The following is a 19,678-nucleotide window of genomic DNA, read 5'->3' as shown; positions in this document are numbered from 1 at the left end:
AGCAGCACGCAGTCACCGAAAGGCTCTCCATCATGTCCATCACCGTCTTCACCAAGCCGTCCTGCGTGCAGTGCGACGCCACCTACCGGGCCATGGACAAGGCCGGCCTGAAGTACACCGTCGTGGACATCACCCAGGACGAGCAGGCCCTGGACTCCATCAAGGCCCTCGGCTACGTGAGCGCCCCGGTGGTGTTCGCGGATCGCGACCACTGGTCCGGCTTCCGCCCCGACCGGATCAAGGCACTCGCCGCAGTCGCTGCCCCCGCGGCTGCCCTCTCCGTCGCCTGACATCCGTCCCATGTCCGGCCTCGTCTACTTTTCGTCGGTGTCGGAGAACACCCGCCGGTTCGTCGACAAGCTCGACCTCGAAGCCCGGCGGATCCCCGTGCGCAGCATCGACGAGGAACTGCACGTCGATGACCCCTTCGTCCTCGTCACCCCCACCTATGGGGGAGGCGACGGGCGGGGTGCCGTACCCAAGCAGGTCATCCGCTTTCTGAACCACACCGGCAACAGAGCTCTGGTCCGCGGCGTCATCGCCGCGGGCAACACCAACTTCGGCAGTACCTACTGCCTCGCAGGCAGGGTCGTGGCGCACAAGTGCCAGGTCCCGCACCTGTACAACTTCGAACTGATGGGCACCCAGGACGACGTCCTGCGGGTCCGCGAGGGATTGGAACAGCTGTGGTAGCAACAACTGCGGTCGACAACACCGTCACAGACGTCACCACCGGTGGCTCGGCTTTCGACGGCGACACGATCGGCGACGAGACCGAAACCGTGGTGCCGGCCGCCATGGACTACCACTCGCTGAACGCGATGCTGAACCTCTACGGGCCCGACGGCAGCATCCAGTTCGACAAGGACAGGGAGGCGGCGCGGGAGTACTTCCTGCAGCATGTCAACCAGAACACCGTCTTCTTCCACAACCTCAAGGAGAAGCTGGAGTACCTGGTCGAGCACGGGTACTACGAGACCGAGGTCCTGGACCAGTACTCGCCCCAGTTCGTCCAGCAGCTCTTCGATCACGCGTACGGCAAGAAGTTCCGCTTCGAGACCTTCCTGGGCGCGTTCAAGTACTACACCTCGTACACGCTCAAGACGTTCGACGGGAAGCGGTACCTGGAGCGGTTCGAGGATCGGGTCTGCGTCGTAGCGCTCACCCTCGCGGCCGGCGACGAGGCGTTCGCCACCACCCTGGTCGACGAGATCATCTCCGGCCGGTTCCAGCCGGCCACCCCGACGTTCCTCAACTCGGGTAAGAAGCAGCGCGGCGAGGCCGTCTCCTGCTTCCTGCTGCGCATCGAGGACAACATGGAGTCGATCGCCCGCGGCATCAACTCCGCTCTCCAGCTGTCCAAGCGCGGCGGCGGCGTCGCGCTGCTGCTGTCGAACATCCGCGAGCACGGCGCGCCGATCAAGAAGATCGAGAACCAGAGCTCCGGCGTCATCCCGGTGATGAAATTGCTGGAGGACTCCTTCTCCTACGCCAACCAGCTCGGGGCTCGGCAGGGCGCCGGCGCGGTGTACCTGCACGCACATCACCCCGACATCATGCGATTCCTGGACACCAAGCGGGAGAACGCGGACGAGAAGATCCGCATCAAGACCTTGTCGCTGGGCGTCGTCATCCCCGACATCACCTTCGAGCTGGCCAAGAAGAACGAGGACATGTACCTGTTCTCGCCGTACGACGTCGAGCGCGTCTACGGGGTGCCGTTCGCCGAGATCAACGTCTCGGAGAAGTACCACGAGATGGTCGACAACAAGTCCATCCACAAGAAGAAGATCAAGGCGCGCTTGTTCTTCCAGACGTTGGCCGAGATCCAGTTCGAGTCCGGCTACCCGTACGTCATGTTCGAGGACACGGTGAACCGGGCCAACCCGATCGCCGGCAAGATCACCCACTCGAACCTGTGCAGCGAGATCCTCCAGGTCTCCACCGCCTCCACGTTCAACGAGGACCTCTCGTACTCGCACGTCGGCAAGGACATCTCCTGCAACCTCGGCTCGCTCAACATCGCCAGGACGATGGACTCGCCCGATTTCGGCCGGACCATCGACACCGCGATCCGCGCGCTCACCGCGGTCTCCGACCAGACCCACATCTGGTCGGTGCCCTCGATCGAGCAGGGCAACAACGACTCGCACGCCATCGGTCTGGGCCAGATGAACCTGCACGGCTATCTCGCCCGGGAGCGGATCCACTACGGCTCCACCGAGGGCATCGACTTCACCAACATCTACTTCTGCACCGTGCTGTTCCACGCGCTGAAGGCCAGCAATCAGCTGTCGATCGAGAGAGCACAGCGCTTCAAGGGCTTCGACGACTCGCAGTACGCGACCGGCGAGTTCTTCGACAAGTACACCGACCGGGACTGGGCGCCGGAGACCGACCGCATCCAGCAGCTGTTCGCCGAGGCCGGCGTGCAGATCCCGACGCGTGAGGACTGGGTTGCGCTCAAGGCGTCGGTCCAGGAGCACGGCATCTACAACCAGAACCTGCAGGCCGTTCCGCCGACCGGCTCGATCTCCTACATCAACAACTCCACCAGCTCCATCCACCCGGTGGCGTCGAAGATCGAGATCCGCAAGGAGGGCAAGCTCGGGCGCGTCTACTACCCGGCCCCCTACATGACGAACGACAACGCCGAGTTCTACGAGGACGCGTACGAGATCGGCTACGAGAAGATCATCGACACCTACGCGGCGGCCACCCAGCACGTCGACCAGGGCCTGTCGCTGACGCTGTTCTTCAAGGACACCGTGACCACCCGCGACCTCAACAAGGCGCAGATCTACGCGTGGCGCAAAGGCATCAAGACGCTGTACTACATCCGGCTCCGCCAGATGGCGCTGGAAGGCACCGAGGTCGAGGGCTGCGTCTCCTGCATGTTGTGACCGCAAGCAGGTCGTGATCCCGGTCGATCGGTGCCCGCGCACCGGTCGCTCCGGGCCCCCGGCTCCGTCTGCACCGCCATTGAGCTCTTCCGTCTCATCCCGTTCACCGCAAGGAGTTCCGTCCCATGTCCGAGAAGCTCGCCCTGGCCAGCAGCGTGTCTGCGATCAACTGGAATCGTCTCCAGGACGACAAGGACCTCGAGGTCTGGGACCGCCTCACCGGCAACTTCTGGCTGCCGGAGAAGGTGCCGCTGTCCAACGACATCCAGTCGTGGCACACCCTCAAGCCGCACGAGCAGCAGGCGACCACCCGGGTCTTCGCCGGCCTGACGCTGCTCGACACCCTGCAGGGCACTGTCGGCGCCGTCAGCCTGATCCCCGATGCGCTCACCCCGCACGAGGAAGCGGTCTACACCAACATCGCGTTCATGGAGTCGGTGCACGCGAAGTCGTACTCCTCGATCTTCTCGACGCTGATCTCCACCGGCGAGATCGACGAGGCCTTCCGCTGGTCGGAGGAGAACGAGAACCTGCAGCGCAAGGCCGCGATCGTCTCGGAGTACTACCGCGGTGACGACCCGCTGAAGCGCAAGGTCGCCTCCACCATGTTGGAGTCGTTCCTGTTCTACTCGGGCTTCTACATGCCGATGTACTGGTCGAGCCGCGCGAAGCTCACCAACACCGCTGACCTGATCCGACTGATCATCCGGGACGAGGCCGTCCACGGCTATTACATCGGCTACAAGTTCCAGAAGTCGTTGGAGCGCAGCAGTCCTGAGCGCCGACAGGAGCTCAAGGACTACACCTTCGAGCTGCTCTTCGAGCTCTACGAGAACGAGGAGCAGTACACCGAGGATCTCTACGATCCGATGGGTCTCACCGAGGACGTCAAGGCGTTCCTGCGGTACAACGCCAACAAGGCGCTGATGAACCTCGGCTACGAGGGTCTGTTCCCCAAGGATGCTGTGCAGGTCAACCCCGCGATCCTGTCGGCGCTGTCGCCCAACGCCGACGAGAACCACGACTTCTTCTCCGGCTCCGGCAGCTCGTACGTGATCGGCAAGGCCGTCGTCACCGAGGACGACGACTGGGACTTCTGAGCCCGAGCACCACGACAGCACCGCCCCACCTGCTCGACCACGGCCCGATCCGGTGGTCCCTTCGACTCCTTCGTCGCTCAGGACAGGCGACCTGACGAAGGAGTCGAGACCCCTGTAGGGGCGATGACCCCGGTCGGGCAACCGATTGCAGGCCCGTCACCGTCTTCCGGACGGATCGTCGGCCATCTCCGGTCGGTGGCCGGCCCGGACGGTGGGAAGTTCGACATGATGCCTCGCGCGGCTGTTCGCCTGATCGTGATGAGCGCGGCCACCGTTGTGGCGCTGGCCGGATGCGGCACGGCGCCTCCTCCCCAGAGCAATGGGGTCGCCGCCGCCTCTCCGAGTGCCGAGAGCGCACCTGTCGCGACCACCTCGATCGCGACGCTCACCACGAGCACGCCGGCGCGCACATCCTCCAGTCCGGTCCCGTCCCGCAGCACGCCGAAGTCGCGGGCCGACGAGGCGTTCGAGCACTGGACGTCGCAGGTGCCGGTCTACCCGGGAGCGGTGCCATGGGAAGCGGGATCGAGATCACCGGCGCTCGGCACCGCGCAGGTCGAGGGATTCTTCACCCTCACCACGAGCTGGAGCACCGCCGATGACGTGCTCGACGTCGTCAGGTGGTTCCGCAGCCGGGTGCAGATCATCGGCTTCAGCGGATCGAAGGACGGTCCCGTCCAGCGGTGGAGCCTCGCCTTCACCTCCACGCCCGCCGACAGGGACGCAACCACCGCGGTGAGCCTGTCGCTGCTGATCGGCACCGGAGCGCAGGGGACGCTCGTCAGCGTGGTCGCGGCCGGCGCGCCCATCCCGGATCGCAACGGTGCGAACCGGATCGATGCGGACCGGGTCGTCAGTGCAACTGTTCGCGTCACGCCGTCGGGCACGGTGCCCGACGGCTGGGAGCCCCGGCAGCCCAAGACCGTGACGCTCAGCCGGACCGACCGGAACAAGCTGATCTCCGTGCTCGACGACCTGCCGGTGCAACCATCGATGCTCTCGGGAGGAGTCCCGTTCGGCTATGCCTTCGTCGTGGCGCTGCGCGGCGACGACGGATCCGTCACCACGGTCAGCTCAGACACCAACCACTCGTTGCAGGGCCCGGTTGTGCACTTCGGCGACGGCCGCCAGGTACAACTCGACACAGCCAGGTCGGCGTATCCGTTGCTGCTCAACACCCTCTGCGGCGTGAGCATGCCCTGATGGGTCCTCGGTGTTCGACCGGCGGCGGACCGATCACTCACAGAATCGGTCGCGGGTGAACGAGAAAGCGTTCCAGGAGCCCGCGAACGCTCACTGGAGACCACTTCTGTGAGCAGACCCCGTGCGATCGACACCGCTGCCTCCGCCAGCGCGCACCCGGCCAGTGCCTGATCCGAGAGTGCTCGTCCGCAGGTCCCGCGCGCGGCGGTCAGGCGGACAGCCAGACCACTCCGGCCGCTTCACGGGTGATCAGGTAGGGCTTGCCGTCGCAGGTCACGGCCACGGCAGGCGGACCGATCAGGTCCACCCGCAGCCGCGTCCCGGGACCGATCCCGACGTCCCGCAGCGCGCGGAGCAGTTCCGGATCTCGGTCGCTGACCCGGATCACCTCCCCGGTGTAGCCGCTCTCGCATTCCAACAACGGTCGGGTGGCCGCCTGCCGGATCGCGCCGTCGGCGTCCGGGATCGCATCTCCGTGCGGGTCGACGTGCGGGTGTCCCAGGCGTTCGTCGATGGCATCGAGCAGCCGGTCGGAGATGGCGTGTTCGAGCACCTCGGCCTCGTCGTGCACCTCCTCCCAGCCGTAGCCCATCTCGCGCACCAACCAGGTCTCGATCAATCGATGACGTCGCAGTACCTGCAGCGCGTGCCGCGCACCGGCAGCCGTCAACCGGACCGCGCGGTAGGGCTCGTGGACCACCAGGTCCCTGGCGGCCAACTTCTTCACCATTTCCGTGACGGTGGACGGAGCCACCCCCAGCGTGCCGGCCAACTGCGACGGGGTGATCGGCTCGGTCTGCCATTCGGTGTGCGAGTAGATGGATTTCAGGTAGTCGTCGGCAGCGCGGGCGGCATCGGCCGTGCGCCGTTCCGCTCCCAGACCAGCGCTCGGAGCGCCTTCTGCACTGCTCATCTGTCCCCCGTCGGGATCAGTGATGCTTCGATGCGTGCGCCCCGCGACCTGCGCCGGATCAGTCCCCGCGGCCCGAACAGGTAGGCAAGCGTGAACATCGCACCCATGGCCAGCACCACGGTACCGCCGGGCGATGAGTCGAGGTAGTAGCTGATGTACACCCCGGCAAATGCACAGATGACGGAGATCAACGGCGACAGCCAGAGCATCGAGAAGAAGCTGCGGGTCAGCAGGAAAGCCGTGGCACCCGGCGTGATCAGCAGCGCCACCACCAACACGACGCCGACCGACTGGAGTGCGACCACCACCGTCAGCGCCAGCAGACCGAGCAGCAGCGCACCGATGCGTTGCGGCGAGATCCCGATGGCGTGCGCATGCGTCTTGTCGAAGGCGTACAGCGTCAGGTCGCGTCGTTTCGCGACCAGCACCGTCAGCGTCAGACCACCGACGATGAGCACCTGCCACAGATCCGGGATCCCGACGCCGAGCAGGTTGCCGAACAGGATGTGGCCGAGATCGATCTGACTGGGCGTCACGGACACCAGCACGATGCCGAGCGCGAACAATGACGTGAACACGACGCCGATGGTGGCGTCCTCCTTCACCTCCGTTGTCCCCCGGACCACCCCGATCAGCACCACCGCCAGCACCCCGAACACCAACGCGCCCACCGCGAACGGAGCGCCGGTGATGTAGGCGAGCACGACACCGGGCAGCACCGCGTGCGACACGGCGTCGCCCATCAACGACCAGCCGATCAGCACCAACCAGCAGCTCAGCACACCGCACACCAGCGCCGCGATCACGGCGACGATCACCGCGCGGGCCATGAACCCGTACTGCAGCGGCTGCAGGATCGCGTCGATCATGACGCCTCGCCCAGCTGGCGACGGCCGGCACCGGCCAGCGGATCGACCCCGAACGCGAGCGCCAGGTTCTCCGGTCGCAGAATGACCTCCGGGGTGTCGTGCAGCAGGATCCTGCGGTGCAGCAGCACCGCCTCGTCACACAGTTGACCCAACGCATGCAGATCGTGGGTGGCCACCAGAACCGTTGCGCCACCGGCTGTCAGCTCGCGCAGCAGCGACACGATCGTCGCCTCCGACTTCTTGTCGACGCCGGCGAACGGCTCGTCCAGCAGCAGCACGCTGGCTCCCTGCGCCAGACCGCGCGCCACGAAGGCCCGCTTCTTCTGCCCCCCGGACAGGGCGCCGATCGGACGGTGCGCGAGGTCCGAGAGCTCGACCCGCTCCAGCGCCTCCTGCACCCGTTGCCGGTCCATCGCTCTCGGACGCCGGGTGATGCCCTGGTGCCCGTAGCGACCCATCATCACGACGTCCCGCACCGACAACGGGAACGTCCAGTCGACGTCCTCCGATTGCGGCACATAGGCGACGGCACCTTCCTTGCGGGCGGCCAGCGGTGCCCGGCCCAGGATCCGCACACTGCCGCTGCGTGGGGTCACCATGCCGATGATCGACTTGATCAGGGTCGACTTGCCGGACCCGTTCATGCCGACCAGGCCGCACACCGTCCCGCGTTCGAGGCTCAACGATGCCGACTGCAGCGCAACGGTTTCCCCGTAGGTGACGGTCAGGTCGGTGACCTCGACCGCGGGTGCAGGCTGATTCATGTGAGCGTCCTTCCGGTGAGACCGCTGACGATGGTGGCCGCGTCGTGACGCAGCAGGTCGAGATAGGTCGGGACGAGTCCGTCGGCCTCGGACAGCGAGTCGACGTAGAGTGTCCCCCCGAACCGGGCGCCGGTGGCGCTGACCACCTGCTCCATCGGCTTCGCCGACACGGTGGACTCGCAGAACACGGCAGGAACGTCGTTCTTCTCTACGAACTCGATCGCCCCGGCGATCTGCTGCGGGGTGCCCTGGCTGTCGGCATTGACCGGCCACAAGTACTTCTCGCTCAGGCCGACATCCCTGGCCAGATAGGAGAACGCCCCCTCGCAACTCACCAGTACCCGTTGCGGAACCGGCAGCCCCCGCACCTCGGCGCGCAACTGCTCGGTCAGCGAGACCAGCTCGGAGTTGTACCGTGCCCCGTTGGCCGCATAGTCGGCGGCGTGCGCCGGGTCCAGCTCGGAGAACGCCCGCACGATGTTGCGGACGTAGATCTGCGCGTTGACCGGCGACATCCAGGCATGCGGGTTGGGCTTGCCGACGTAGGCGTCCTCGGCGATCGCGATGGGAGTGATTCCGTCGCTGACCACGGCGTGGGGGACGTCGATGTCGCGGACGAACCGGGAGAACCAGCGCTCCAGGTTCAGCCCGTTGTCCAGGATCAGCGCGGCACCGCCGGCCCGCACGAGATCGCTCGGTGTCGGCTCGTAGCCGTGGATCTCCGCGCCGTACTTGGTGAGCGACTCGACCGTCAGGTGGTCGCCGGCGATGTTCTGCGCGATGTCCTGCAGCACGGTGAACGTGGTCAACACGATCGGCTTGCCGTCGGCGCTCGTGCGGCGTGCGGAGGCATGGGTGAACGCCGCGCAGCCGGAGAGCACGAGCACCAGCAGCAGCGCGGTGCCCGACACGACCCCACGACGAAAATTCGGCACACCGAAAACATAGCAGCTGATTTCGGTCTGCCGAAAGATTCGGTTCCTGTTTCACCCGGTCGGGCACGGATACCGTCATCCTGTGGCTGATTCGATCCTGTGGTTCCGGCGCGATCTGCGCCTGTCCGACCATCCCGCGCTGGTAGCGGCGGCGGCAGACGGAGCGGTCCTGCCGCTGTTCGTGCTCGACGACACGTTGCTGCGGACCGCGGGCGACACCCGCCGCAACCGACTGCTGGCGTCGGTGCGCGCACTGCACGAAGCCACCGACGGCGCCCTGGTGATCCGGCGAGGCAAGGCCGAAGAGGTGGTTCCTGCGGTGGCACAGGAACTCGGTACGTCTGCGGTCCACATCACCGGCGAGCCGTTCCCCTATGGCCGGCGTCGGGACGATGCGGTTCGGAAAGCACTGCAGAGCACCGACATCGAACTGTTGACGACCGGCACGCCCTATGCCGTGGGCCCAGGACGGATCGTCAAGGGTGACGGCACGCCGTTCAAGGTGTTCACCCCGTTCTCCCGTGCCTGGCGCGACCGCGGCTGGCATTCCCCGGCCGGACGGCCCACCGGCCTGCGGTGGGTGCGTCGCATCGACGGTGACGCCCTCCCGGACACAGCACCGGACGAGCGTGCCGGTGAACAGGCAGCCCTGGACCGTTGGAACGACTTCCGGGAGTCCGACCTCGGCGAGTACGACGACCAGCGGGACCGCCCCGATCGCGACCGCACCAGCCGACTGTCCGAGCACCTCAAGTACGGCGAGATCCACCCCCGCACGCTGCTGGACGCCATGAAGGGCACGCGCGGTGACGGGGTCGAGCGGTTCACCACCGAGCTGTGCTGGCGGGAGTTCTACGCCGACGTGCTCTGGAACCGACCCGACTCGGCCTGGGGTGATCTCAACGACCTACCGATGAAGTACGACGATCCGGACGAGAAGTTCGAGGCGTGGCAGCAGGGCCGCACCGGATTTCCGATGGTCGATGCCGGCATGCGTCAACTGCTCGCCGAGGGCTGGATGCACAACCGGGTCCGGATGATCACCGCGAGCTTTCTGGTCAAGCACCTGCACGTCTGGTGGCCACACGGTGCCCGGCACTTCCTGGACCACCTGCGGGACGGCGACCTGGCCTCCAACAACCACGGCTGGCAGTGGGTCGCCGGGACCGGCACCGATGCCTCGCCCTACTTCCGGATCTTCAACCCCCTCACCCAAGGTCTGAAGTTCGACCCGCAGGGCGACTACGTCAGGCGATACGTCCCGGAGCTGCGGCATCTCTCCGGGCGCGCCGCCCACGAACCATGGACCCAGGACGACGGTTACGCGCAGGGCTATCCCGAGCGCCTGCTGGATCTCGGCGCCGAACGCGAGGAGTCGTTGGCGCGATACGCCGCCGCACGACGCTGACCACCCCGGCTCGTAGCCGTCGCCCTGACGGGGCGGGCGAATTCGTAGGTCTCTACGAAGACGACGACGCCCGCACCATCTACCGTCGAAGGATGACGACACAGGTGCTGTTGCGTGGTGGCCGGGTGATCGACCCGGAGGCGCGCACCGACGGGACCGCCGATGTGCTCGTCACCGGCGACACGATCACCGACGTGGGCCCGGATCTCCCGGCGCCGGACGGCGCCGTCGTCGTCGACGCCCGCGGACACGTCGTCGGCCCCGGGTTCGTCGACCTGCACAGTCATGTGCATTCCGTTGCAGGGCAACGGCTCCAAGCGATGGACGGGGTGACCACAGCACTCGACCTGGAAGCCGGTCTGATGCCCGTCGAACGGGCCTACGCCGACGCGGCGGCCCAGGGTCGACCGCTGCACTACGGGTTCTCGGCGTCCTGGGGTGGTGCCCGCGCCCAGGTCCTGCTCGGCGTCGACCCCGATGCCGACATCCGCACCAGCCTTCATGTGCTGGGTGATCCCGGCTGGCAACGCAGCTCGACGCCCCGTGAGCTGGACGCGTGGTTGACCCTGCTGCGGGGCGAGATCGCCGACGGCGCACTCGGGATCGGCGTACTGATGGGGTACGCACCCCGCTCCGACCCCGCCGAGTTCCTGGCGGTGGCACAGCTCGCCGCGGATGCCGGCGTCCCGGTCTACACCCACGTGCGGGAGCTCGTGGAAGCCGATCCGTCGACACCGATCGACGGGTCCGAGGAGATCGTGCGGGCCGCCGAGGAGACCGGCGCCGCCATGCACCACTGCCACGTCAACTCCACCTCACGCCGCCACGTCGACCGGGTGCTCGCGACGCTGGACCGCAGTCGCTCCGCAGGAAGTCGGGTGACGGTGGAGGCCTACCCCTACGGCGCCGGGAGCACCGGTATCGGCGCCTTCTTCCTGGCCCCCGACCGGCTTTCCGTCTGGGGCCTCACCCCGGGCAACATCGTGATGCTCGCGTCCGGGGAGCGCGTCGCGGACGAGGCCCGGCTGACGGAACTGCGGCGGATCGATCCGGGAGCACCGTGCATCGTGCAGTACCTGGACGAGGACGACCCTGCCGATGCTGCCCTGCTGCACCGTGCCCTGGCGTTCCCCGACTCGATCGTCGCCAGTGATGCGATGCCGGTGACCTTCGCGGACGGCAGTTGGGACAGCCGGCTCTGGCCACTGCCGGCCGGTGGTTCGACGCACCCGCGTACCGCAGGGACGTATCTCCGCAGCCTGCGTCAGATGGTCCGGGAGACCGGGGCGTGGAACTGGGTCGAGGCGTTCCGGCGCTGCTCGTTCCTGCCGGCCAGGGTGCTGGACGCCACCACCTCCGCTGCCACCCGGAAGGGCCGCCTCGCTGTCGGCGCCGATGCAGACATCGTGGTGCTGGACCCGGAGCAGATCACCGACACTGCAACCTATCTCGATCCGGTGCGGCCGTCCGTCGGCGTCCGGCAGCTCCTGGTGGCCGGGACCTTCGTGGTCCGCGACGGGGAACTCGACCCCACCGCCTACCCAGGTCGCGGACTGCGCGGCGAGCCGCGCTGAGGGCGGGTCTGAGTGCGCCTTCAGCCGCGACCGACGACCAGCCGATCAACCGGGTCTGCATCCATCAGCAGGGCATGGCTGTTGTCGACGACGAGCACCACGAGGTGGTCCGTCAGCAGCTCCGCGCCGGCGGCAACGATTCGGCACGGCTCAGCGGGGTACCGGAACCGGCATGGCTGATCCCGATCTCACTGCCCTCGTCCTGGTCTGCTCGCTCAAGGCCTCCCCCGCCCGATCCAGCTCGGAGTTGCTGGGCACCCAGCTGCTCGCAGCGATGGCCCCGCACGGCGTCACCGGTCGCGTCATCCGGGTCCTGGATCACGACGTGAAGCCGGGGGTCGAGACCGACATGGGCGACGGCGACGAGTGGCCGGCGATCCGGACCGCGATCCTGGCATCGGACATCCTGGTCATCGCGACGCCGACCTGGATGGGCCAGCACAGCAGCGTCTGTATGCGGGTGCTGGAACGATTGGACGCCGAGCTGTCCGAGCTCGACGACGAGGGCCGACCCCAGGTGTATCCGCGGGTCGCCGCGCTCGCGGTGGTCGGCAACGAGGACGGTGCGCACCATGTGTCCGCGGATGTGTTCCAGGCACTCGACGACGTCGGGTTCACCCTGCCCGCGCAGGCCGTCACGTACTGGAACGGCGCCGCGATGCACAAGACCGACTACCAGGATCTCGACGAGACCCCGGAGGAGACAGCGGCGGCCACGAAATTGGTGGCGACCAACACCGCCCACCTGGCCCGGGTGCTGCGCGATCACCCCTACCCGCCGGTCGGCTGATCGTCCCGTCCGCCGCGGTGGGCGAGCGGGCGGGTTCTGTTCGGTTCAGTTCTCCTGAGTGCTGCGGCGCTGGACCAGCTGTTCGAACTGCGTCTCCAGCTGTCCGATCCGGCGGATCACACCGCGGAGTTGTGATTCCAGATCCTGCTGCTCGTGCGCGGCAACGTCCGCCTCGGTGGCGTCGAGGTTCGCCGGCGAGGTCCGTCGCAGGGCCATCGCATCGCTGACCCACCGATGGACGGTTCCCACGCTGACGCTGAACTCCCGACCGACGCTGGCGGCGCTGTGTCCCTCGGCGGAGACGAGTCTGATCGCCTCGCTCCGTTGGTCTTCGGTGTACTTCCTGTTGGCCACGACCGCTTCCTTCCCTGGGGTGTCCGCGAAACGGACGGCTACCGGCCGGACGGGACCGGCTGTCGGAAAGCTACGGCCGCACGATACCCCAGGGCAATACGTTCCTTCGAAAGGGGTTCATGTGCTTTCGCTCCGTGAGCATAGCGGCCCGACCGGACGTCGGTCACCAGCCGGTGGAGTTACGCCGAGCTGTCTGACCCCCGTTACGGGGACTACGAACATCTGTTGTCCGACAACAGGATCGCACAGTCGGTCGTTCGCGGCGCCCTCGACTCCGGCCCGATCCACCAACGATGGGACCGAAAGGTTGCGCAACCCTCAGGGCAGCAGGACGACCTTCACCTGACGCCCACTGGAGGCCTCGGCAAATGCCGCTGCGGCCTCGCCCAGCGGGTAGCGCGCTGTCACGATGTCCTCGTGGCGGACCGCCCCGGATGCCAGTATCTCGATCGAGGTCGCGAAGTCCGCCCGGGTGAACGTCGCGCTGCCCTGGATCCGCACCTGGAGGTCCTGGATCTCCGGAAGGGCCACCGTCACCGGCGCGGCAGGCACTCCGACGATCACCACGGTGCCGCCCTTCAGTGCCATCCCGATCGCCTGGTCGACCGTCGCCTGCACGGCGACGCAGTCGAAGACCACATCCGCGCTGGTCCCCAGGAACTCCCGGATCTGCTGCACGACGGTCGGATCGACGGAATCGAAGACGGCGTCCGCCCCCAGTTGTCGCGCGAGCTCGCGCTTGGCCGGCAGCACGTCGGTCACCGCGGTCCGAGCGGCGCCGGCGCGGCGGGCAGCTGCCAGCGTCAACAACCCGATGGTCCCGGCTCCCAGGATCGCGACGCTCTTGCCGGTGAGATCGGGACCGGCCAGGCTGACCGCGTGCACCGGAGTCGACAACGGCTCCACCAGTACCGCCTGCAGGTCCTCGAGCTCCTCCGGCACCGGGACCAGCCGATCGGCCCGGATCACGAACAGGTCCGACATGCCACCGACCGGCGTTCCGCAGCCGAAGAACCGCATGGTGGCGCACAGGTTGTACCGGCCGTCCAGGCAGTACTTGCACGCACCGCAGGCGTGGATGGGTTCGATCACCACCCGGGTACCGACCGGAACATCGGCGGCGACTTCGGCAGCGACGTCCGCTCCGAAACCCACCACCACGCCCAGGATCTCGTGACCGGGGTGATACGGCAGCGGGACGAACGGGTGCCGACCGTGGGCAGCGTGCACGTCCGATCCGCAGATGCCGACAGCGACGAGCCGCACCAGCGCCTCCCCGGCTGCGGGGACGGGCGTCGGCACGACCTCGATCGTCACCACATCGGGCTCACGGACCACCACCTGACGGACGGAATCGGGCAGCGCAGATTCGGACGGGATGCTCGGCGTGACTGTCATCGGAGTCTCCTGGTCGCAGGTGGAACGGTGCTCTGGCGTTCGATCAGCGTCACGGGGAGGACCACTGCACGCCGCAGGCGCGCTCGCGGTCGGTCCAGGCGCACCAGCAGTCGCTCTGTCGCGGTGCGCCCCAGGGTGTCCGGGGCCTGATCGACGGCGGTCACCGACGGCTGCAGCAGCGCAGCCATCGGGAAATCTCCGAAGCTGACGACGGCGAGGTCGGTGCGTCGTCGTTGGTGCAACTGGGCCACCACGTGCATCGCGGTGGCCGAGTCCAGCACGAACACCGCGGTGATCGGGTCGACCCCGTCGAGGACGGCGTCCAGGAAGCCCGGCAGCGTGTCCGCAGGCCTGGAGGTCAGATGCAGAAGGTCCGCATCCACCGGGACGCCGGCGTTCTCCAGCGCGACCTGGTACCCGGCCCACCGACGCTCGATGGTGGGCACGGTGCGGTCCGCACCGACGGCGGCGATCCGGCGATGTCCGTGATCGATCAACAAACCGGTCGCGGCGACGGCGCCGCCGCGGTCGTCCTCCATCACGCTGTCTGCGGTGAGCGAACAGGCAGGGCGATCGACGAACACGACCGGCATCTCGTCGATGGAAGCGCGCAGGTACCGGTGGTCGTCGGCGACCGAAGCGAGTAGCAAGCCGCTCAGTCGCCGCCGGATCAACGATTCGACCACCTGCTGCTCCCGAGCAGGATCGTCGCCTGCCGTGCTGACAAGCACGGCCAACCCGGCGTCGGCCGCGGCGCCGGCGGCCGCCTGCACCACGGCGGCGAAGAACGGGTCGGACAGGTCCGGAACCACGATGCCGATCGCCCGGTCGCGACCACTGCGGAACGCCTGCGACACCATGTTCGGGATGTAACCCAGGGCGGCAACCGCTTCCAGCACCCTGGCCCGGACGTCGTCCGACACGTACGCCTCGTCGTTGATCACCCGGGACACGGTCTTCCCGCTGACCCCGGCCAGAGCCGCGACGTCGCGCATGGTGGGCACGACCACGACGGTAGCGCAGTTTCTGTCACCGGTGACACATTCGCCACTTGTCACCGGTGACATACGGCCGTGCGGTCCTCTACTGTCGGGGGACGAGGGCAGATACTGCGCCCGGCAACCCCCGCTCCTGGAAGGCGCCCCCCATGAAGGCCGTCCTGTACACCGGTCCACGCGAGTTCAGCGTCACCGACATCCCGGTACCGGACGTCGGGCCGTCCGACGTCCTCATCGAGATCGACCGGACCGGCGTCTGCGGGACCGACCTGCACCTGCACGAGGGCGGGTTCGGTGCTGTCTTCCCGCTCACCACCGGACATGAGACGGTGGGAACCGTTGCAGCACTGGGTGATCAGGTCGGCGACCTGACGCTCGGCGAGCAGGTGACGGTCAACCCGAACATCCCGTGCGGCCGGTGCCAGTACTGCCTGTCCGGACGAACGATCCTGTGCGGGAGCGCCGGCGGTCTGGGCGCCAACCTGCCGGGATTCTTCGCGGAGTACGCCTGCGTCGATGCCCGTCAGGTGTTCTCGGTCGAGGGTCTCGATCCCGACACCGCCGTGTTCACCGAGCCTGCTGCCTGCGCGATGCACGGCCTGGAGACCCTGGATGTCCGCCCCGGCAGCAGCGCGCTGGTCATCGGCGCCGGCCCGACCGGCCAGCTCCTCGCCCAACTCATCGGCTCGGGTGGCGCGTCGTCCGTCACGGTTGCCGGTCCGAGCGCCTTCAAGCTGGCGGCGGCGACCGCGCTCGGAGCGAGCGCCACCGTGCAGATCACCCGCGACGACCCGGCCGGCAACATCGCCGCGCTCACGGCCGCGTCCCCACGGGGCGACGGGTACGACATCGTCGTGGAGGCGACCGGCGCCACCGCGGTCGGCGACATCTGCGTGCCCCTCACCCGCAACGGGGGCACGGTGCTCGTCTACGGCGTCACGGGGTACGACGACCTGGTGCACTTCAGCCCGTACGACGTGTTCCGTCGGGAGATCACCATCAAGGGGTCCTTCGCCGAGATGACGTCCTTCGGCGCCACGATCGACGCCCTGCGGGCGGGACGGGTCCGCACCGACGGTCTGATCACCCATCGGTTCGGTCTCGACGACTACGGCTCTGCCCTGGAAGCCCTGCGGTCGGATCCCACGGCCCACAAGGTGATCATCAGCAGCAAGTGACCCTCTCGACCCCGCCGCACGGCAGCAGATCGACTGCATCGGCGACCGTCGCCGTGGTGCACGATCAGCGCATGCGCACACTTCTGGGCATCGACCTCGGGACGAGCTCGGTCAAGGTCGTCCTCACCGACGAGACCCTGCGGGTCCTGACCTCGGCAACCCGCGAGTACCCGGTGGATCGCCCCCGGCCGGGGTGGTCCGAGACAGATCCGCAGCTGTGGTGGGCGGCCACCGTCGAGGCCACCCGACAGGTGCTGGCCGCGGGACACCCCGCGCCGGCCGCGATCGGCTTCTCCGGCCAGATGCACGGCGTTGTGCTCTCCGATCGCCACGGTCGAGCAGTGCGGCCGGCCATGCTCTGGTCCGACACCAGGGCCGTCGACCTGCTGGACGTCTACCGGGACCTGCCGGACGAGGTGCTCCGAGGTCTGGGGAATCCGTTGAGCCCCGGCATGGCCGGACCACTCCTGGGCTGGCTGGCCCGCCACGAAACGGCGACGCTCGCCGCGGCCCATCGTGCGCTGCAACCCAAGGACTGGCTGCGGTCGCGACTGACCGGCGAGTTCGCCGCAGAACCCGGCGACGCCTCCGCCACCCTGCTGCAGGAGCTCGACACCGGGTCCTGGTCGACGGAAGTGGTTGCCGCGCTGGGTGTCCCGGAGAGCTTGCTCCCGGAGATGCTGCCGTCCTCGACCACTCTTGCCGGAACACTGATCTCCGCGGCCGCCGCCGAACTGGGCATCCCGGCCGGTACCCCGGTGGCAGCTGGAACCGCCGATACTGCCGCTGCCGCACTGGGTTCCGGTCTGACGACCCCGGGGATCGTGCAGCTGACCATCGGCAGTGGCACCCAGACCATCACCGCGGTCACCGCCCCGCGGCCGAGCGCCCTGCCCCTGCATCCGGTGACACATCTCTACCGCGGCGCCCTGCAGGACAGTTGGTACGCCATGGCCGCCACCCTGAACGGAGGGCTTGCGCTCGACTGGGTGCGCCGGACCCATCAGGTGTCGTGGGAGCAGCTGTATGCGGCGGCCGGCGACGAGCCCCATCAGGACGATCCGTTGTTCCTGCCCTACCTGGGTGGTGAACGCACGCCGCTGCTCGATCCGCTGTTGACCGGCAGTTGGATCGGCCTGACCGCGCGCCACGACACAGCGACCCTGCTGCGCTGCGCTCTGGAGGGCGTGGCCGGCTCGATTGCCGATGCCCTGGATGCACTCCCGGGGCCGACACCCGACGTGGTCCGGTTGGCCGGCGGCGGCACCGTTGTCCCTGCCTGGCGTCAGCTGCTGGCCGACGTTCTCGGCGTCGGTCTGGACGCCCTCGAGGTGGCCGGCGCCTCAGGCGTCGGAGCAGCCGCGACGGCGGCTCCGGCCGGCGGCGTGTGCGACGAGAGCGAGCTGCTCGAGCTGCTGCAGCCGGCGCTGCAGCGGGTCGCCGAACCCGTCGATGCAGCGCACCACTGGTACCGGGAGCGGCGGGACCGGCGATCGGACATCCTGGACCGACTCGGCGCTGCGCACTGAGCAGACCCCGTCATTCGAAGGGCGTGGGATCTCCCGCTCCGCGGCGCACGATCTCCGGGAATCCTTCCGAGAAGTCGATGACCGTGGTCGGTTCGGTGCCGACCTCACCGCAGTCGATGACCAGGTCGACCTGGTGGTCGAGTTCCTCCTTGACCTCCCAGCCGCTGGTGGGCGGCTCCGCCTGACCCGGCAGCAACAAGGTGGAGGTGAGCATCGGTTCGCCCAGTTCCTCCAGCAGCGCACACACGACAGGGTGGTCGGGGATGCGGGCGCCGACCGTTCGCTTCTTCGGGTGCAGCATCTTCTTGGGGACCTCGGCGGTGGCCGGGAGGATGAAGGTGTACTGCCCGGGGGTGGCGGCCCGGACCGCCCGGAACACCGCATTGTCCAGGTGCACGAACTGCCCGAGCTGGGCGAAGTCCTTGCACATCAACGTGAAGTGGTGCTTCTCGTCGAGTTGCCGGATGCGGACGATCCGGTCCTTGGCCTCGCTGTTCCCGAGCTGGGCACCGAGGGCGTATCCGGAATCGGTGGGGTAGGCGATCAGCCCACCGTCGAGGATCACGGCGACGGCCTGCTTGATCGACCGGGACTGCGGGTTCACCGGGTGCACGTCGAGATACCTGGCCATCCGCGCAGCTTATGCCGCTGTCGACGATGGGGCCCCGGTCGTGTCCGAGTGACGCCGACAGCTCCCGTCGTGATCGCCGTCCAGCGACGATCGGGAGAACTCCTGTGCTCAGCCGCCGGCGACCCGTCAGGACTGGGAACCGGCACCTTCCAGCAGCAACCGTCGGAGCTTGGCGAAGGTGGCTCGCAGCAGTCGGGAGATCTGCATCTGGCTCAGTCCGATGCGATCACCGATCTCCTGCTGACTGAGATCCTCGAAGAACCGCAACGCCAGCAGTTGACGCTCCCGATCGCTCAGCCCGTTGATCGCGGCGCGCAGCGCCCACCGGTCCTCGGCGGACGTCCGGTCGTTCTCAGCTCGGACGCACAGCAGATCGGCACGATCGTCGACGTTCTGGATCACCTGCAGCGACTGCGGATGCGAACGGCCGTGCGACATCGCATCCTCGAGCACATCGCTCACCCCGACACCGGCGGCCTGTGCGATGGCGCCCACCGTGCTGGTCCGCCCGCTCCGTTCGAGCGCGAGACGGGCATCCATGATCGTCGGACGCAGTTCGTGCACCCGCCGGGGAAGCCGGATCGGGGCCGATCGGTCCCGGATGTGCCGCTGGACCTCCCCGAGCATCATCGGACCGGCGTACTGGAGAAATCCACCGGACGGTTGGGGCTGCCAGCGGCGGACGGCCTTCACGAGCCCGACCCTGGCGACCTGCACGAGGTCTTCGACCTCGACACCACGCCCACGCTGGCGTCGGGCGATCCGAGTGGCGACTCCGATGAACTCGAGGACGAGCGCACTCTCTGCTCTGGCGATGCGGTGCTCGCAGCCGCTGGTGCGCGCTTCGACCAGCTCGTCCAGCAGGTGGGCGGAAGAATCCGTCGAACGGGTGTCGACGGAGGAGGGAACAAGATCAAGCACGGTCATGGCCGGCTACCTTCTCAAGGCAATGACGCGGCTCGCACCTGAACCGTGGTCATCCAGTACCCAGCGGATCCCGGCCTACACCCCTCCCGGGAATCTGAGCGTGGAGTCGCCCGGGGCGCCGCCTCGCGGCGCGGTCGCCCGCCAGATCAACGCACCGGACCGATCAGGAGCTCCGCGAGGTGCGGACACACTGCGACCCCGCAC

The 19,678-nt window shown here is 67.8% G+C and carries 19 protein-coding genes; 10 read left to right on the top strand and 9 right to left on the bottom strand.

What is annotated here, in order from left to right; genetic code table 11:
* Window positions 1–32: 32 nt before the first annotated feature.
* The 5 genes from nrdH (at window position 33) to ABLG96_RS01500 (ending at window position 5,206) form a co-directional block, all read left to right on the top strand.
* Window positions 33–290 (top strand): glutaredoxin-like protein NrdH, encoded by a 258-nt coding sequence (gene nrdH, locus ABLG96_RS01520; protein ID WP_353649666.1) that lies wholly within the window; start codon window positions 33–35, stop codon window positions 288–290.
* 10 nt (window positions 291–300) lie between these two features.
* Window positions 301–693, top strand: coding sequence for a class Ib ribonucleoside-diphosphate reductase assembly flavoprotein NrdI (gene nrdI, locus ABLG96_RS01515; protein ID WP_353649665.1), 393 nt, complete (start codon window positions 301–303; stop codon window positions 691–693).
* A gap of 104 nt (window positions 694–797) precedes the next feature.
* Window positions 798–2,903 carry a class 1b ribonucleoside-diphosphate reductase subunit alpha gene (nrdE, locus tag ABLG96_RS01510; RefSeq protein ID WP_353651349.1) on the top strand — a complete coding sequence of 702 codons (2,106 nt, stop codon included), beginning with the start codon at window positions 798–800 and terminating at the stop codon, window positions 2,901–2,903.
* Window positions 2,904–3,028: 125 nt separating this feature from the next.
* Window positions 3,029–4,003 carry a class 1b ribonucleoside-diphosphate reductase subunit beta gene (gene nrdF / locus ABLG96_RS01505; protein WP_353649664.1) on the top strand — a complete coding sequence of 325 codons (975 nt, stop codon included), beginning with the start codon at window positions 3,029–3,031 and terminating at the stop codon, window positions 4,001–4,003.
* Window positions 4,004–4,228: 225 nt separating this feature from the next.
* A complete protein-coding gene (locus ABLG96_RS01500) occupies window positions 4,229–5,206 on the top strand; it encodes a hypothetical protein (RefSeq protein ID WP_353649663.1) in 978 nt (325 codons plus the stop codon).
* Window positions 5,207–5,414: 208 nt separating this feature from the next.
* Here the strand turns inward: ABLG96_RS01500 and ABLG96_RS01495 are convergent, their stop codons facing one another.
* The 4 genes from ABLG96_RS01495 to ABLG96_RS01480 are packed head-to-tail and all read right to left on the bottom strand — an operon-like array spanning window position 5,415 to window position 8,633.
* A complete protein-coding gene (locus ABLG96_RS01495) occupies window positions 5,415–6,119 on the bottom strand; it encodes a metal-dependent transcriptional regulator (protein WP_353649662.1) in 705 nt (234 codons plus the stop codon).
* On the bottom strand, window positions 6,116–6,988 hold the full coding sequence (locus ABLG96_RS01490) for a metal ABC transporter permease (protein ID WP_353649661.1): 873 nt from the start codon (window positions 6,986–6,988) through the stop codon (window positions 6,116–6,118). Before ABLG96_RS01490 ends, ABLG96_RS01495 begins: the two co-directional genes overlap by 4 nt.
* Window positions 6,985–7,752, bottom strand: coding sequence for a metal ABC transporter ATP-binding protein (locus tag ABLG96_RS01485; protein WP_353649660.1), 768 nt, complete (start codon window positions 7,750–7,752; stop codon window positions 6,985–6,987). The genes ABLG96_RS01490 and ABLG96_RS01485 overlap by 4 nt, the downstream gene beginning before the upstream one ends.
* Window positions 7,749–8,633, bottom strand: a complete 885-nt coding sequence (locus ABLG96_RS01480) for a metal ABC transporter substrate-binding protein (protein WP_353651348.1) — start codon at window positions 8,631–8,633, stop codon at window positions 7,749–7,751. Before ABLG96_RS01480 ends, ABLG96_RS01485 begins: the two co-directional genes overlap by 4 nt.
* A 136-nt stretch (window positions 8,634–8,769) precedes the next feature.
* On the opposite strand from ABLG96_RS01480, the gene ABLG96_RS01475 reads away from it, so the two are divergent.
* From ABLG96_RS01475 to ABLG96_RS01465, 3 genes are all read left to right on the top strand, one after another.
* On the top strand, window positions 8,770–10,095 hold the full coding sequence (locus tag ABLG96_RS01475) for a deoxyribodipyrimidine photo-lyase (protein WP_353649659.1): 1,326 nt from the start codon (window positions 8,770–8,772) through the stop codon (window positions 10,093–10,095).
* 92 nt (window positions 10,096–10,187) lie between these two features.
* Window positions 10,188–11,669 carry an amidohydrolase family protein gene (locus ABLG96_RS01470; protein ID WP_353649658.1) on the top strand — a complete coding sequence of 494 codons (1,482 nt, stop codon included), beginning with the start codon at window positions 10,188–10,190 and terminating at the stop codon, window positions 11,667–11,669.
* Window positions 11,670–11,841: 172 nt separating this feature from the next.
* Entirely contained in the window at window positions 11,842–12,459 is a 618-nt protein-coding gene (locus ABLG96_RS01465; RefSeq protein ID WP_353649657.1) for an NAD(P)H-dependent oxidoreductase, read from the top strand.
* A 45-nt stretch (window positions 12,460–12,504) separates the two neighbouring features.
* On the opposite strand, the gene ABLG96_RS01460 is transcribed toward ABLG96_RS01465, so the two are convergent.
* From ABLG96_RS01460 to ABLG96_RS01450, 3 genes are all read right to left on the bottom strand, one after another.
* Window positions 12,505–12,813, bottom strand: coding sequence for a transposase (locus ABLG96_RS01460; protein WP_353649656.1), 309 nt, complete (start codon window positions 12,811–12,813; stop codon window positions 12,505–12,507).
* 318 nt (window positions 12,814–13,131) lie between these two features.
* Window positions 13,132–14,211, bottom strand: coding sequence for an alcohol dehydrogenase catalytic domain-containing protein (locus tag ABLG96_RS01455; RefSeq protein WP_353649655.1), 1,080 nt, complete (start codon window positions 14,209–14,211; stop codon window positions 13,132–13,134).
* Window positions 14,208–15,206, bottom strand: coding sequence for a LacI family DNA-binding transcriptional regulator (locus tag ABLG96_RS01450; protein WP_353651347.1), 999 nt, complete (start codon window positions 15,204–15,206; stop codon window positions 14,208–14,210). The genes ABLG96_RS01455 and ABLG96_RS01450 overlap by 4 nt, the downstream gene beginning before the upstream one ends.
* A gap of 152 nt (window positions 15,207–15,358) precedes the next feature.
* Between ABLG96_RS01450 and ABLG96_RS01445 the strand changes: the two genes are divergently transcribed.
* Complete coding sequence (locus ABLG96_RS01445) at window positions 15,359–16,387, top strand: zinc-dependent alcohol dehydrogenase family protein (RefSeq protein ID WP_353649654.1); 1,029 nt, start codon at window positions 15,359–15,361, stop codon at window positions 16,385–16,387.
* A 71-nt stretch (window positions 16,388–16,458) separates the two neighbouring features.
* Window positions 16,459–17,916: an FGGY family carbohydrate kinase gene (locus ABLG96_RS01440; RefSeq protein ID WP_353649653.1), complete on the top strand. Its 1,458-nt coding sequence runs from the start codon at window positions 16,459–16,461 to the stop codon at window positions 17,914–17,916.
* A 10-nt stretch (window positions 17,917–17,926) separates the two neighbouring features.
* Here the strand turns inward: ABLG96_RS01440 and ABLG96_RS01435 are convergent, their stop codons facing one another.
* Together ABLG96_RS01435 and ABLG96_RS01430 are read right to left on the bottom strand one after the other, a co-directional pair.
* Complete coding sequence (locus tag ABLG96_RS01435; RefSeq protein WP_353649652.1) at window positions 17,927–18,547, bottom strand: L-threonylcarbamoyladenylate synthase; 621 nt, start codon at window positions 18,545–18,547, stop codon at window positions 17,927–17,929.
* Window positions 18,548–18,673: 126 nt separating this feature from the next.
* Window positions 18,674–19,474 (bottom strand): sigma-70 family RNA polymerase sigma factor, encoded by an 801-nt coding sequence (locus ABLG96_RS01430; RefSeq protein WP_353649651.1) that lies wholly within the window; start codon window positions 19,472–19,474, stop codon window positions 18,674–18,676.
* Between the last annotated feature and the right edge of the window lie 204 nt (window positions 19,475–19,678).

The organism is Nakamurella sp. A5-74 (assembly GCF_040438885.1).
Lineage (GTDB): Bacteria > Actinomycetota > Actinomycetes > Mycobacteriales > Nakamurellaceae > Nakamurella.
The sequence above is the reverse complement of the archived record's forward strand: the minus strand, read 5'-3'. Positions and strand labels throughout refer to the sequence as shown.